The 16296-nt window shown below is 34.5% G+C and carries 10 protein-coding genes; 2 read left to right on the top strand and 8 right to left on the bottom strand.

All coding sequences use genetic code 11. From position 1 onward, the window contains the following. Positions 1 to 216 precede the first annotated feature (216 nt). On the top strand, positions 217 to 1077 hold the full coding sequence (locus tag CN514_RS17045; protein WP_098233626.1) for an alpha/beta fold hydrolase: 861 nt from the start codon (positions 217 to 219) through the stop codon (positions 1075 to 1077). Positions 1078 to 1183: 106 nt separating this feature from the next. Here CN514_RS17045 and CN514_RS17040 read toward each other — a convergent pair whose 3' ends face one another. The 7 genes from CN514_RS17040 to CN514_RS17010 all read right to left on the bottom strand — a co-directional run bounded on the left by CN514_RS17040 (position 1184) and on the right by CN514_RS17010 (position 7380). Further along, complete coding sequence (locus CN514_RS17040; protein ID WP_098233625.1) at positions 1184 to 1783, bottom strand: response regulator transcription factor; 600 nt, start codon at positions 1781 to 1783, stop codon at positions 1184 to 1186. Then, positions 1780 to 2916, bottom strand: coding sequence for a sensor histidine kinase (locus CN514_RS17035; protein WP_098233624.1), 1137 nt, complete (start codon positions 2914 to 2916; stop codon positions 1780 to 1782). The genes CN514_RS17040 and CN514_RS17035 overlap by 4 nt, the downstream gene beginning before the upstream one ends. A gap of 104 nt (positions 2917 to 3020) precedes the next feature. Further along, complete coding sequence (desA, locus tag CN514_RS17030) at positions 3021 to 4046, bottom strand: Delta(5) desaturase DesA (protein ID WP_098233623.1); 1026 nt, start codon at positions 4044 to 4046, stop codon at positions 3021 to 3023. A gap of 268 nt (positions 4047 to 4314) precedes the next feature. Next, a complete protein-coding gene (locus CN514_RS17025) occupies positions 4315 to 4842 on the bottom strand; it encodes a hypothetical protein (RefSeq protein ID WP_176525944.1) in 528 nt (175 codons plus the stop codon). Between the two features lie 293 nt (positions 4843 to 5135). Further along, on the bottom strand, positions 5136 to 5825 hold the full coding sequence (locus CN514_RS17020; RefSeq protein ID WP_098233621.1) for a response regulator transcription factor: 690 nt from the start codon (positions 5823 to 5825) through the stop codon (positions 5136 to 5138). Positions 5826 to 5842: 17 nt separating this feature from the next. Next, complete coding sequence (locus CN514_RS17015) at positions 5843 to 6928, bottom strand: sensor histidine kinase (RefSeq protein ID WP_176525943.1); 1086 nt, start codon at positions 6926 to 6928, stop codon at positions 5843 to 5845. Positions 6929 to 6972: 44 nt separating this feature from the next. Next, positions 6973 to 7380, bottom strand: coding sequence for a GNAT family N-acetyltransferase (locus CN514_RS17010; protein WP_098233620.1), 408 nt, complete (start codon positions 7378 to 7380; stop codon positions 6973 to 6975). A gap of 342 nt (positions 7381 to 7722) precedes the next feature. Here CN514_RS17010 and CN514_RS17005 point away from each other — a divergent pair, with 342 nt between their 5' ends. Then, the gene (locus CN514_RS17005) at positions 7723 to 8835 is read left to right on the top strand and encodes a hypothetical protein (protein ID WP_141529406.1); all 1113 of its coding nucleotides are present in this window, start codon (positions 7723 to 7725) and stop codon (positions 8833 to 8835) included. 54 nt (positions 8836 to 8889) lie between these two features. On the opposite strand, the gene CN514_RS17000 is transcribed toward CN514_RS17005, so the two are convergent. After that, positions 8890 to 16296, bottom strand: a 7407-nt coding sequence (locus CN514_RS17000; RefSeq protein WP_098233618.1) for an InlB B-repeat-containing protein, incomplete at its 5' end; no start/stop codon positions are given.

The raw sequence follows: 16296 nt of genomic DNA, 5'->3' as shown, positions 1-16296 counted from the left end.
GGGTTATGTATGCTTGGATATTTCTATATTTATCTGAATTTTACCACATTTCTATTTTAAATAGAAAAACATTATGTAATTACAAGTTAAGGTGATTAAAAATAGTTATTTTTATTTAAACAGTCTTATTCAAAGAATTTGCTAATAGTCATGAATTATTATGAGATGAAATAATATAGGAAAGTAAGACATTTAAAGCCAATGGGGGCGATTAAATTGGCATATGTAGAAATTGATTCTCATACAAAGCTCCATTATGAAGATCACGGAGAAGGTCAAACAGTTATTTTTGTTCATGGAGTGATGATGAGTAGTAAGTTTTTTCATAAACAAGTACCGTATTTTAGTAAAAATTATCGCGTCATTACTTTAGACTTACGAGCACATGGGAAGTCCTCAAAAGTTCAATATGGGCATACAGTGGCACAGTACGCTCGTGATTTAAAATGCTTTATTGAAAAACTAGATTTAAAGGATGTAATTTTAGTAGGTTGGTCAATGGGAGCTTTTGTATTGTGGGATTATGTTAATCAATTTGGGAGTAAAAATATTAAGGCGCTAACAGTTGTTGATCAATCTGCATCCGATTATATATGGCCAGATTGGGAGTTTGGAGCATTTGATTTTACGATTTTAAAAAATGTAATGCAGTCTATCCAAGAAGATCAGAACAAATTTAATAGTGATTTTATATATGGTATGTATATGGATCAACCTGATCCAAGAGAACATAAATGGATCTTAAAAGAAATGAATAAATTACCTGCAGCGATTGCAAGTACAATCGTGTTTAATCAAACGGCTGTAGATTATCGGGATACTCTTTGTAATGTTGATATTCCAACATTAATTTGTTTTGGTAGTCATGGATTTTTTCCATTAGCCGCTGGTGAGTTTATTCAAAAAAATATAAAAGGTTCAAAATTTGTTCCATTTTATAATAGTAGTCATCTTTTATTTTTGGAAGAAACAGATAAGTTCAATCAGGAGCTAGACGAATTTTTTAAGGAAGTACAAAAATCTGGAAAAGGAAAAACAAAATCTAGAAAAAAAGAAAAAAGAAAAGCAGGAAACTAAATGGTGAACAAGGAATGCAGGATTTAGGCCTTTTAGGATTGAAAAATTTTGTTTTCAATTCTTGCCCTACCTGCTTTTCTTGTTTTCATTCTTCCTGCCATTAACTTCACTTAAACCAACCTTTTTCTTTTGATTGTTTTATAGCTTCGATTCTATTTTTAACTTCTAATTTGTCCAAAATCATAGATATATAATTTCTAACTGTTCCTGTTTTTAGACTCAATTCATCCGCAATTTCTTGTGTGTTCTTACCATCCGCTACCAGTTCTAAAACTTCTTTTTCTCGGTCAGTTAACGGATTTTCTTCGGCGTAAACATCATCCATAAGTTCCGGAGCATAGATTCTCTTCCCGGCAATAATACTTCTAATTGAGCTTGCTAACTCTTCACTTGGACTATCTTTTAATAAATAGCCTTTTACACCCGCTTTTAATGCTCTTTGAAAATAACCAGATCTAGCGAAAGTTGTTAATATAATCACTTTACAATCTAAAGGTTTAAATTCTTCTGCGGCCTCAAGTCCAGTTTTACTAGGCATTTCAATATCCATTATACAAATGTCAGGTTGTAATTGCTTGACTAGTTTAACTGCTTCTTCTCCGTTTGATGCTTGACCTACAACTTCCATATCATCTTCTAGATTAAGTAAAGAACCAAGAGCACCTAATAGCATTCGTTGGTCTTCAGCAATTACGATCCTAATCATACTAGTTCCTCCACTTCAATTTGTTTTACATCGATTGGAACTTTCATAATTAAAGTCATTCCGTTTTCACAGTTTACCTCTAATGTTCCATTCACAAATTCGAGTCGTTCCCTCATTCCAATTAAGCCATAGCCAGTTGTAAACTTTTCCGATTTACAACCAACTCCATTATCTATTACCGAAAAAATTATTTCATTTTTCATTTGTTTAATTGATATTTTACATAAAGTGGCACTACTATGTTTTACAACATTTGTTACGGCTTCCTTTAAGCACATACTGACAATATTTTCTGTCAGTAAGGAAACATTTGAAAGTTGAAAGTTTTCGTTACATTCAACTGTAATTTCAGCAGCATGTAGAATTTGCTTAATTCTTATTAGTTCATCTTTAATTCGTATCCCTCTCATTTGAGAAACGATTTTTCGAACCTCATTTAAAGCTGTTCGGGCCGTTTGTTGTACATCCTTTAATTCATTTTGAGCTAAATCTGGATCCTTTGTAATTAATTTTCTAGCTAAGTCACTTTTTAAGCCAATCAGTGAAAGTTTTTGACCGAGCGTATCATGTAAATCACGAGCAATTCTTTGACGTTCTTCTAGTTTTACAAGATCTGAAATACGTTTATTAGCATCTACTAACTTTTCTTCCAATTGCCCTCTTTCATTTCGGCTGTAAAGACTAAATGGTAATAAAATAACGCTAATCCAAGTAATGATAATAAATGGAAGTTGCCTAATAATTAATTCTTCTTGAAGGATAATCGTGATGTTGATTGATATTGTAGTGATTACTAAATGAAGGATATATAAAGTTAAAAAAGTAGCTCGATTTTTTCTCTTTCCAATCATATAAGCTATAAAAAATGCAAAATATACATAGCTAAAAAGTATATTCATTGAAGTGGATATGATGATTAAGATGGATGACCATAGAAAAATTGACCATCCTTTTGATCTGTACGCCAATCGATAGATTATAAAAAATGATATTGTTAGTAAAATTCCGATTATGATTCTTAAAGTGGAATGAGCAGAAAGAAAAATAAAATAAAATGGCGATATTCCTAAAACTGTCCAAATGTATGGTGAGATTCCTGTACTTTTTAGGAAAACTAAATATCTTTTAAACATAAATTTACCTCATTATTCAAACATTTTGTGACCTACTTTAACAATCTTATCATATTTAAGCAAAGTTAATCTTTATAAAAATGTAAATAAAATACATCAAAAGTTCAGACAGTGTCTGAACTTTCGCGATTTACTTTATAGATTGATTTTATATCTTTAAATCCTACAAATTGCTTTGTTTCTTCATGCCATAATCTGAATTTTAAAGATGTTAAACTTGTTTTAAGTGTAATCGTCGGTACATTTTGTAATGGAAGCGTATTATTATGAACAGACTCTAAATTATAATTCGGTACCCGTGGACTTAAATGATGAACATGGTGGTACCCAATATTACCAGTTATCCATTGTAATAATTTTGGAAGTTTATAAAAAGAGCTTCCTTCAACCGCTGCTTTTACATATTCCCAATTCGCATCTTCTTCAAAATAAGTGTCTTCAAATTGGTGCTGTACATAGAATAGCCAAATTCCTAATACTGCCGAAATGAAAAAGATTGGACCTTCCACTAATAAATAATTTTCCCAACCTATTGTATAGCAAAATAAAGCTGAAACCCCAACAATTAAAATATTAGTTAAATAAGTGTTTAGTCTTTCTTTTAATTTTGCATTTTTCGTATTGAATCGATTGGAAATTAATACGATATAAATTGGTCCTAAACCAAACATGATTAATGGATTACGGTATAGACGATATTGTATTTTTGTCCAGAAAGGTGCTGCAACGTACTCTTCAACAGTTAAAACCCACATATCTCCAATTCCACGCTTATCTAAGTTACCACTGGTCGCATGGTGGACTGAATGACTATGCTTCCACTGGCTGAAAGGAAATAATGTAAAAACGCCTGTAATTGTGCCAAGAACTTTATTTGCTGTTTTATTCTTAAAAAATGATTGATGACAACAGTCATGGAAGATAATAAATATCCTAATTAAGAATAGTGCAGCAACTATATCAATAAAGATCGTTAATACTACTGAAATAGAAATACTTTTATAGGCTAAATACCACAAAAAGATAAATGGAATAAAAGTATTGATCATTTGCCAAATACTAGCTTTTAAATTTGATTTTTCATAAGGAATAATTTGCTTTCGTAAACTCTTTTGATTTTCTTTTGACATTTAGAAGTTCCTTTCTAATGTTGTAACTTTTCATTGTTATATTATCCTAATTATATAAGTTAATTTTACCTTTGGTAGTAGCAGGCGTCATATGAAAAAGATGACAAATGTCATATTTAATTAAACACTTACTTTCAATCCTGATTCTATAAAAACACATTAATTAGAATGTTTAATTTTTTGATAAATATTATAGTTTTTTCATAAAAAAAGTAATACTTAAATAGTATTACTTTTTAATCAGTTAGAACTCCATAACAAGCAATTTTTATGGTGTTGCCACGTTTTTATTCTTTTTTATTTTTCCAAAAGGTTTAAAATACGTAATGAATGTCATGAATGCTAAACAACTTAAGTTAAAGATTCCAGTTATAATAATCGAAAGCCAAGTTGACTCAAATTTATTTTCATTAAGTGCACTTATTCCGAATCCTTCTGCGGTTTTTACTAAATACGCGAACCAATCATTAATCAAAAAGATGCCAATCAGAATAATTAAGACAGTTAGAACGAGTTTTATAACAACCCAATAATGCTTTACTAATCCCCACTGCGTCCAAACAGAAAGTAAAATCCCCGTAACTAAAGTTGCAAGTGCAGGATATTTTAGTAAATTTTCATCAATGATATGCATACTAGATAATGTATAAATAAGTTGCTCTGAGTTTTGCGCATTTTTTAAATATAAACCTAATATTATTAAACTTAATGTGCCTCCAAACCAAGCACATACTGCTAAAACATGTACACTAACTAATATATTTTTTTTCGTTAAATTTAATTTCTTTTTAGCCACTATTCTGTTCCCTCCGTTTTCATTTATCTTATACTTTTCATCATAGTGGCAAGATATAAAACTACTATTATCAATTTCTTAAATAATTCTTAAATCATTTCTTAATTAAAATATTGCTTGTTGTGTGACAACCAGTTTAACTTTCTTCAAGATGTTATAACATGAAAATATCTGTATTTACTTTGGTAAGTATTGAAATAAATGCATTAAAAATGATTAGGCAAATAAAAAGAGCCATCCTATAAGCCAGTTTACGAACTACAGGATCACCCTTTAATTTAAATTATTGAAATTTAATCTTTAAACCGATATCCCGCTCCCCATATCGTCTCAATATAATCTGGGTTGGATGGGTCAACTTCTATTTTTTCTCGGATTTTTCGAATATGAACAGTTACAGTAGAAATATCTCCGACCGTTTCAAATCCCCAAATTCGATCAAATAATAATTCTTTACTAAATACTTTATTTGGATTTGAAGCAAGAAAGGTTAGTAAGTTAAATTCCTTCGTTGTGAATATTTTTTCTTCTCCATTAACAAGAACTTTTCTAGAATCTTTTTGAATTGTAAGTCCCCTTACTTGAAGTTCTTCTTCATTAATTTGACCCTTATTTGCTAAACGTTGATACCTTGAGAGATGAGCTTTCACTCTGGCAATTAATTCACTTGGACTAAATGGTTTCACGATAAAATCATCTGCCCCTAGACCAAATCCCCTAATTTTATCAATATCTTCTGTTTTTGCTGAAACAATTAAGATCGGGATGTCTTTACTTTCACGGATTTTTTTACATATTTCAAATCCATTTAATTCTGGTAACATTAAGTCGAGTATGATTAAATCATATTCCTGCGATAAAGCTTTTTGAAGTCCACTTTTCCCATTTGATTCGATTTCAACTTCAAAATCATTTATTTCTAAATAATCTTTTTGTAATAATGCGATACTTAAATCATCTTCAATTATTAAAACCTTTTTCATTTTGTCACCTTTTATATTCATTTCTTATTTAATGAAAGAAAAATGTTTGTATATTCACCAATTTGACTTTCTGCCCATACTTCCCCACCGTGCTCTTCGATGATTCTTTTTGCAATAGCCAGCCCGAGTCCCGTCCCACCTGTTGATAGATTTCTTGATGGATCGGCTCGGTAAAAACGATCAAAAATAAACGGAAGTGCCTCTTTCGAAATTCCCTTACCGTTATCATGAAATTTTATCGTTATTTTTTCTTTGTCATCTATTAATTTTATGGTAATTTGTTTTTCAGCTTTATCCATGTATTTCAAACTATTTTGAATGATATTTGTCATTACACGTTTGAATTGTTCTCGGTCTATTAGTACTATACTAACTTCTCGATCCACATTCTCACTATAAGTAATACTTACATTTATCGGTTCTAAATCAAATTTCAATTCCTCGATCCGATCGACTAAATAATCATGAATATTTACTTCTTCAAAATGAAATGGTACTCGTTTTAAATCTAACTTCGAATAAAGGAATAGTTCATTAATCAATTGATCCATATCCAAGGTTTTCAGATAAATTGTTTCAATATACCGATCCATTTTTTCTGGTGTGTTTGCCACGCCATCTTTAATTCCCTCAATATATCCCTTTATTGATGTAATTGGCGTTTTTAGATCATGTGAAATATTGGCAATTAATTCTTTACGATTTTCTTCGTATTTTTTCTGTATTTCAGCTGCCTCTTTTAGATTTCTTCTCATTAATTCAAAGCTAATAGCTAATTGACCGAGTTCATCTTTGTTTATTGGTTTAACTTCAAAATTTAAATTTCCTTCACTAATTTGTTTAGCAGCATTTGTAAGATTTTTTACTGGTCTTAGTATACTTCTAGAAACAAAATAAGATAGCACTCCATTTGTAATTGCAAAAATAGGGACAATGATTCCGAAACGGAAAAAATAAAATGAATGAGGTGGATGACCATTAAATTTAGGTACAAAAACCTTATAGTAAAACACACCGAGTAAAATCTCGATGAGGATAAAAGAAATGATTGGAATTACAATCATAGCAATATTAGATAAGATTAACCGTTTTCGAATCGACAAAATATATTCCAACTTTCAAATGAGTGATGAACTATTACTTTATTTCAGTTTTGATACTTGTTTTTGGCATAGTATTTTGGTGTTTCCAGCACCATCACACGCTTGTTATTATCTTTTTCATTCACGACGAGAAAACCTAATTGTTGATAAAATCGAATGAATTGTTCATTCCATTTCATTTCATCTTTCTGTCGTGGAACCAAAACAACTTTATCTATTTGTGCAGTCGTATCAAATATCTCGACCAATCGGTCCATAAATGCGCCTTCATAACTACTTCCTTCAAATAATTCGTCCATCTGAAGCGCTTCGATGCACATGACTTTTGAACGGTCGCGTGGAAATAACGAGACATACGCCATTAGGGTTTCTGAATCCTCTACTACGAATCCCTCAAATCGGCAGTCAGACAGATCCGCATACAAATGAACCGTCCTGAAATCTAATGACATACTGCGTTTCGTGTTGTTCCATGATTCCACCCCTTCCCTTTCTCCGCACATTGTTTCGCGAAATTACGGGCTTGTTGCCGAAGGTCTTTTTCTATCCTTAGTGTTTCCGATTTTCTGTTCATCATGAGAAAGGCATTTTATTGTCAAGTTTTTTTATTCACATCAGTGTTCCGAATTTCTGTACAAGTCATTCGTTTTTTTGGACTAGTCTTCTATTCCTAAAAATTATAAAATGCAACTGAACGGAAAGGTGGCGGTATCGTGTACGAAGGAAGAATCATCCAACATTATCGAAAGAAACAACGTTTGACACAAGAACAACTCGGACAAGATATTTGTTCGGTGACACATCTCAGTAAAATTGAATGTTCACGGACAACTTATGCGCCTGAGATTGTATCACTATTAGCTACACGTCTAGGTATTACGATGGAAAAAGAAGTTGAAAAACTTCATACGTATAAAAGTTTCTTGGCAAAATGGGAATACGCGATTACGATGCGCCTACGACACGATATGGACGGATTTGCTGCGCACCTGATCAATGAAGAGCTGATCTCACTTTCTGAACATTATCATTGGTTTTTGTTATTGCACGCAAAATATTGCCTACTAACCAATCAACTTGATCAAGCACGTCAGTTGATTAAACTACTTGAAAAAAAGAAACAAACCCTTTCTTTTGATGAAACCCAACGGTTTCACCATGTAAAGGGCATGTTTTACTTGGTCACATATCAAGCAAATCATGCCATTCCGGAGTTTGAGCAAATTGATGAAACGGTTTATCCTGCAATCGATTATTTGTACCACTTAGCACTAGCTTATGAGCTAGCTGGTTTATCAACACTTGCCTATTATTATGCAGATAAAGCGAATCGCTTATTTACTGAGAATCGTCATTTTCTGTTAGCTATTGAAGCTGAACGGATCATGCTTGCTCAGTTGACAGATTTACCACAACGCACGCTCGATTTTCGGTTAATTCAATTGCTACAAAGTTGCGACCTTTGTCAAGCAGCAGAGCAGAAAGCAATGATCCTTTGTTTATTCGGGGACGTCCACTTGAAACGACACGACAAAGAACAAGGGGCTCATTATTACCTATATGCATTGAATTTATTAGATAAACAGTCAGTTTTTTATTTAACAGTACTTGAACGTCATTTACGTCTTCAAGTTGAACTCGACTTTTTGAACAAAAATACTCTTCTTCCCGAAATTGAAGTTGCAAAGCAAATTGCAAGCGATTCAAAACAAGAAATGTTTGTTCACTTGTTTCAATTACTCATTTATCAAGCTTCTAACAATCTTATCGATTACCGTCGCTATTTAGAGAAAAAGGCGCTTCCTGCCTTTTTGCAATTTGGTGTAAGCGAATTTATTCAACTTGCCACTTTTAAAATCGAGCATTTGAACGCACAAATCCCTTCAAATGAACTTGCGTTAACATAAAAAAACAAGAACACAACTTGCGTGTTCTTGTTTTTTTGTTCTTATTTTTTGTTCTTATCGTTTAATACTTACGATTGTTGACCATTCGCCATAAATCGCTTTTCCACCAACAAGTGTGTATGAACGAACTTTGTAGTAATACGTTTTACCTTTACTTAATCCGTCATTTGTTAGTGATGTTGTCGTCACAGAACGTACGTGTTGATAAGTGCCTGTTTTTGATGTCGAACGAACGACTTCATAACCAGTTGCGCCACTTACACGTGACCATGTGATTTTCGCTGATGTTTTTCCAACTAACGTCACTTTTGCATTTGACGGTGCACTTGGTAATTTCACCCACTTAGCATAGATCGTTGTATCTGCTGTGATGTGGTCTTTTTCGAAGTTCCAAGTGATTTTTCCAGCCGCATCTTTCGTCCAACCGATAAATGCATAGCCTTTTTTAGTTGGTGCAGATGGTTGTTTTACTGTACCGTTGTAAACTACTGTTTTTGATCCAACCGAGCTGCCCCCGTTTGAATTAAACTTCACAGTATAGTTGTTTACTTCCCATTGTGCGTACAGTGTGATGTTTCCTGTCACTGTTAGATTGCTTGATACCGCCACTTTACCAGCTGCGTCTTTCGTCCAACCAACGAACGTGTAGCCTGTTCTTGTTGGTTTTGATAATGTCACCGTGCTATTGTAGTTAACCGTTTTTGCCGGTACACTATTTCCGCCAGTTACATCAAAACGAACCGTGTACGTGTTGATTTTCCATTGTGCATGTAACGTTGCATCCTCTGTTACTTTGTCTTTTGCAAAGTTCCAAGGCACTAGACCTGCTTCATCTTTTGTCCAACCCACAAATGTATAACCTGTTCTTGTTGGAGCAGTCGGCGATGTAACCGTTGTGTTGTAATTCGTTGTTTTATCCGCTACTGCACTTCCGCCATTGCTGTCGTAATGAACAGTATACGAATTGATGTTCCATTTTGCATAAAGGATTGTATTGTCTGTTACTTTATCAGTTGTAAAGTTCCAAGCAGTTTTGCCTTCAGCATCTTTGTACCAACCAACAAACGTATAACCCCTTCTTGTTGGTGCACTTGTTGTGTCATCTAATAATGTGTTGTATTCCACTTTAACCGAGTAAACAAGTCCTGCATCTTGTGTGTCGAAGATTACTGAATACTTTGCTGGTTTCCATGTGCCATAAAGCGTTTTAGCTGAATAGATTGAATTTGTGAAATCCCAAGGAATTGTATAATCTGCATCTGCAAACCAAGCTAATTCATAACCGTGTACCGTCGGCGCTGTGATTCTGCGTGCGACAATTCGATCTTTTGTTGCATCCTTCACTTCAGCAGGTGCATTCTTTGGCATTACGAAATGCACAGTATATCCATTTACAACTTTTTGTACTACTGTTACATCAGCATACTCTTTAGCTTTTACAGTAATCGTATAATCTTTAGCTCTTGAGAACAGACTTTGATCCAAAGTAATTGTACGATTTTCTTTATCTACAGTGTATTTCGATGCGTCAACAGGAAGACCGTTGATGTTAATGCCAGTTATCGCATTTGCCCAATCTTTGTCAATAAACTCTAAAACCATATCGTTCCCTACTGCGTTATCAGTTGTATCAGCTGTTACAACTGAACCAGCTAATGCATATTTCGCGTAAAGAGTGATTGGTTTTGTCACAATGTTATCAAAATCATATGGCATTGTTAAATCTTTGTCCAAGTACCAACCATAGAATTTGTAACCCACTTTTGTCGGATCAACTGGTTTTGTTGCATTTCTGTCTACGATTTGAGCAGAAAGTGGATCTCCACCATTTGATTCAAACGAAACTGTGTAACCAATAACTTGGTCAACCACTACAACATCTTTATATCCTTCAGAAACAATCGTCACATTGACTTTTTGTCCAACTGTGAATAGAGCAGCTTTAAGAGTGATGCTATTATAAGTGATTGTGTAATCCTTGTTCAGTTCTAATGTTTTCGCGCCGATTTTTACAGCTTTAATATTATTTTTCCATGTTCCATCATCAGTAAATGGTAACGTAATGTCGCTTCCAACAATGTTTCCAGCAACGTCCTTATTCACTGTAGGTGGAACTTTCATCCAACATAGATAGAAAGTAGAATTATCTGTTAAAACTTTCGGATTTGTTGTAATATCTGACTTCTTGTCACTTGAATTAGCTGCATCCAAATAAAGGTCTGGACTAATCGTTAAGTTACCATTTGTTACATGTGTTACACCTGTAGACATATTTGGCGCTGTTGTTTTTCCATTAACTAACGCATCAGAAAAGAAAGCATCATTTGCAGTCTTTAACGTACCACCGTTTAAATCAATATGTCGTCTATAACCAAGTTGAATATTTGGAATTGTAACTGTTTCCCCTGTTGTAGAAGTTAAGGTTAAATTATACCCTTTAATCCCCTCAATGTTTCCAAGACTCGGCATTTCACTAAACGCAAACTTTTCTCCAAGATTGTTTTGACCTTCTTTAACAGCTTGATCATGTGTAGCCGTTTTGAATGAGAGAATGCCATTACTTCCGTTAGATGATAATTCATACGTACTTGGGTCTAACGTATAATTTGTCGGTGTCGTATCAGTTGAGCCATCGCTCTTCACTTGATAGAATTTCGCTTCAATTTTCGCAATTTTATCTTTTCCTGTTAACCAAGAAACATTTGTTAAATAATCTGGGATGTTGATTTTTAAATCGCCTTCTCCAAGCACCCACCCGTTACCACTTGCATTTTGGTTACTTGGGTCGAATTTCGCTCCATTCGGATTTGATTTATCAACAGGTGAATAACTTTGAGTCGCATTCATTTGCCATTTTGCATAAACTGTTTTGTCTGCAGTTAATACACCACTTGGATCCCATTGAGTTGTAGCCGATGCTTCATTAAACCAACCAAGGAATTTATAGCCTTGTTTCGTTGGCGCAGGAGTTATGAATGATATCAAATCACTATTCGGACCATTCGATCTACTTGAGCCCGGTTTATATCCAACCGTCATCGGATTAATCGGTGTTCCTCCTTGGCTATCAAACGTAACACTATATCCAACAGGTTGTTGTCCTTTGAAAACAGGATCAGAACCAGCAATTACATCCGGATATACAGTTCCATCTGCACCTTGTGAGCTGATCGTAAATCTGTAAAGTTGTGGAAGATAATTTGCTCCACCTGGGTTTACAGTTGCATTAGCATAGGTTGAACCATTTTTTGGATCAAGTGTAGAATCCGTCATAAATGTTTTCGCATTGAACGTAATTTGACCCGGTTTACTAATGTCATAATATTTTTGATTCGTATCTGGATTGATCAAATTCGTGATATCCATACTTTTACTATTGTTTGTTGTTACAATCACTTTATTGATTCCATTTCGCCATTTCGCATCTTCTGGGAAGGTTAATGTTAAATCCTTTCCAATATGCGCCACTGTTGGATCAGTAATGATTGGAATCGCTGGCGTCGGAATTGGAAGCGTTGAGATTGTTAATGACTTCGTTACATCTGGGTAACCTGTCGCTTTTACCGTCATTGTGTAATTCGTTGCCGTTGGGAATAATGAACCTGGGAACGTAATTTTTGATGGCATTGTTTGAGATACTCCATTTGCATCATAATACGTATAACCAGGATTGATTGTCACTAAATTCGTTACATCTGTTGAACCTAACATAATTTTTGTAATTGATTTTCTCCACACTACATCATCTACAAATACTGAGCTTGTAGGAACTAATGAAATCGAAGCTCCATTTTGTAAATCTTCAAGCTTTGGTGTTGACGGGATTTGCTGAGCTGGAGCTGCAAAATTAAGCTTTTGCATAACTTGCTGTACTGTGTCTCCAGTATTTAACGTAATTGAACCTGCATAATCAGTTGTAAAAGTCGTATCTTTATCTACTGTTGTTTGTGCAGTAGGAACACTTAATCCTGCATCAATTGCACTTTGATTTTGCGTACCAAAGTTTTTAAAGATGAAATAGAAGTCATTGTAATCAATTCCATATCCAAAACCAGATGGCTTAATCCAGTAAATATCTGCATCACGGTTAGTGTTTAAGAATGCAGTTTTGTTAGCTAATGTATTCGCTGGATTATTAAAATTATTTAAGTTTTTATATTGATAATAAACATCGATTTCTTTCAGTAAATCTTTCATATCGATGACGTTGTCACCATTTACATCTCCACCTAAAAGGATTGGGAAAAGACCTGGAAGATCTTTTATAGTACCTGATTGATAACCGAATTTGTTTTCACCAATTACAGGTGTTTTTTCATATCCTTTAAAATGGCCTGGTACACTTGCTTCAAGAGAATATGGTTTGTCACTTACATCAGCTGTCAAAGCATAATATGGATTAATAAACGTATAGGCAATTGTGTTATTAAATGATGTCGGTTGATCCGTTGTAAATTTTTTGCCTTTATCATCCGTCGCAGTTACCTTTGCTCCCGAATCAACTGTGAACTGTGGATAATTGTTGTTTACGTTATTTCTTGCGAAAGATTCCGCTGCCACACGTCCTCTAATTACAGAAATGTTCTGTCTTACATATGGATCATTTGTAGGAAACCAAGCAATTCTTGTATCTTCACCAGACAAAGTTAAATTTGCTGATAATAAAATATATGGGAACTGTCCCGTAATTGGATCAGGACTAATATAGGTCACATCTGCTTCTAATATTGGCATATCATGGTCAAGTGAACCTGCCGGACCTATATTTGAAATTGTTACATCTGTTGTATTTCCGATTTGATAAAATTGATGTTTATAAGGTTGACCTACAGTAAGAACCTTAGTTGGATCAATTCCCTTACTAATAAGATAATTTTTATACTCATCTGTTAGTCGGATATTACTATATTGGTATACGCCATTATCATTCAGTAAAAATTTACCGCCAGTCATTCCAACACCGTAGTGGGTTGTCATAGTCGTTTTGAAAGGTTTATTCGCATCGACAACTACTTTATCTTCGTTTCCTGAACCCGCATCTACTCCACTAGATGCAGTTAATGTAACGTACGGATTACCCTTTTTAATAAAGTAATAGGTTTGATCATTTATACTATCACTTTCACCGGAATAATCAACTGGGTCAATAATAAATTGACTTCCCAATTTATTTGTAAGGTCTTCAGCAGTCACACCGAAATGGAAACGACCTTTCTCATTTGTATTGAAGTATACTGTTGGGAACCAACTATCTTGATAACCTACAACACTGTTCAATCCTTGATCAACAGGAACAGGTTTGCCAGTCGTAGGACTAGGTACTGATGTTTCTCCATTATTTTTCATCACGTCTACGTTCGAGTCATAAACTGTACCCGTGAACCCTTTAATTTCTTGTCCAGGTAGATACCCTGTCGGATCAATTTCATAAATTCCACCCTTGGAGTCTGCATCCATTGTCATTGTTGGTGGTGTACCGTCAATATATAGCGTATCTTCTGCAGTGTATCGTTGTCCGTCTTTACCAGTTGCAATCATCTCAAGAGAATATGCGCCTTCTTTTAAAACTTGAACATCTTTTGAAATACCAGATGCGTCATACGTACCATCGTATTCCTTTGTAAATGGAAGATACCATCCACTAAATAGAGTGATACGTGGGCCGTATTGGACACCAGGGATGATATTACTACCGTTTGATAAGGTATTAGCTACCCCTATATATTTTCCGTCTTTGTCTTTTACTAGGATATAGTAGTTATCCATTTCGTTATTTACTGAGAAGTTATAAGCAGAAAGATTTCCTACACTAGTCGCTTTTATCGCGACTTGGAAATTATTAATACCTTTTTCTGCAACTGTAATTGTAAACGGAACGCGATAAGACTCTGATGAATCAGCCGAGTTTACTAGGTTAATATAACCTTCGTAAGTGCCTTCTAATGCATTTGATGGAACTGTAATTTTTGCTGTTGCTTTAACAGTACTTCCACCGCCAACATTTATGTTTGTTACGTTTTGTCCATCGACAGTAAAATCAACTTTTACATCATTTCCAGTGCCCGGACCTACTTTATTCGATCCAGCAAATTTTGTTGATATAAACTCAGTACTTACTTTGAATGTTTTACTGCTATTTCCTTGGTTAGAAACATTAAAATCTTTTGAAGAAACAACATCATCTGAGCCGTTCGTTGCACCTTCTCCTCGACCTTTAAAACCAAAGAACATGCTTCCTGTAAGGTTTTCAACCTCTTTCAGAGTATTATCTGAATCTGTTGCGTATGCTTTATCTAAAACTTGAATTTTCACATCTGTCGCAATGGCACGAGCAGGAACAACACGTCCAGCACCAACTTGGTAAACACTATATTTCTTTGAATCTGTGTCAATACTTTTAGCTGTATTCATTAACACTGCTTTAACATCTGCAGGTGTATAATCTGGATGTGCAGCTTTAATTAAAGCTGAAATACCAGCAACGTGTGGTGTTGCCATTGAAGTACCAGACATAATCTGATAACCAAGTTTATAATCATGTGATGCATTTGGCTCCCAAATATCGTATGGAGCTGTTGAAGAAATATCAACACCTGGCGCAACAACATCTGGCTTAATTGTCCAATCTTTAACCGGACCTGTTGAGCTAAAGCTTGCTAATTCATCTCCACTCTTACTAATAGCAGCATCTAGTGTTGTAGGAAAAGTAATACTTGCAGTTTTAGGTTCTTTTTTAATCGCATCAGATAGAGCTTGTCCTTGTGCTTGTGTCAATGAAATGGAATAAACATTATCCATGCTGACACCTAAGAAATTAGGAATATAGCCTTGGCTATCGCTATCATCCGTATTATCCCAGATAATCATACCCGCTGCTCCAGCTTTATTAGCATTTGCCATTTTTGTTTGTAAATAGTCTACGCCACGCTTTACTAGAACAAGTTTATCTTTCACATCAATTCCGTTATAGTCAGCTTCACTTCCTAAACCAACATCAACGATTGGAAGTGTTTGTCCTTTATAAACATCGTCTGATTGTGAAAAGTTTTTACCAAATAAACGTGCTTTATAAGAAACTGAACCATTTTTAATTGTCATTGTTGCAATATCTTCAGGGATTGTACTTGCACCTACAGTAATTGCAAGTGGTGAAGTTCCTGGTGAACCAACTGTAGCTTGTCCTGGGCCACTATTACCTGCAGCAACATCACACACAACACCAGCTAAAGTAGCATTGTTAATTGCAATACTTGTTGGGTAAAGCGGGTCATTAATTGTTGCACCAAGTGATAGGTTAATAACATCCATATGATCTTTTACAGCTTGATCGATACCACTTAGTACAGATTCCGATGTTCCGTGTCCCCCTGGTCCTAATACACGATAACCATAAAGAGCTACATCAGGTGCTACCCCATTTGCCGAATAAACATCGTTATTATTCGTCGTATTTGCTGCAAT

Source organism: Bacillus sp. AFS001701 (genome assembly GCF_002559405.1).
Taxonomy (GTDB): Bacteria; Bacillota; Bacilli; order Bacillales; family Bacillaceae_G; genus Gottfriedia.
The sequence above is the reverse complement of the archived record's forward strand: the minus strand, read 5'-3'. Positions and strand labels throughout refer to the sequence as shown.

Bases quoted from the DNA above. Each gene is read 5' to 3' on its own strand.
- CN514_RS17040 (WP_098233625.1), bottom strand. From the start codon at position 1,783: ATGATTAGGATCGTAATTGCTGAAGACCAACGAATGCTATTAGGTGCT.
- CN514_RS17035 (WP_098233624.1), bottom strand. From the start codon at position 2,916: ATGTTTAAAAGATATTTAGTTTTCCTAAAAAGTACAGGAATCTCACCA.
- desA (WP_098233623.1), bottom strand. From the start codon at position 4,046: ATGTCAAAAGAAAATCAAAAGAGTTTACGAAAGCAAATTATTCCTTAT.
- CN514_RS17020 (WP_098233621.1), bottom strand. From the start codon at position 5,825: ATGAAAAAGGTTTTAATAATTGAAGATGATTTAAGTATCGCATTATTA.
- CN514_RS17010 (WP_098233620.1), bottom strand. From the start codon at position 7,380: ATGTCATTAGATTTCAGGACGGTTCATTTGTATGCGGATCTGTCTGAC.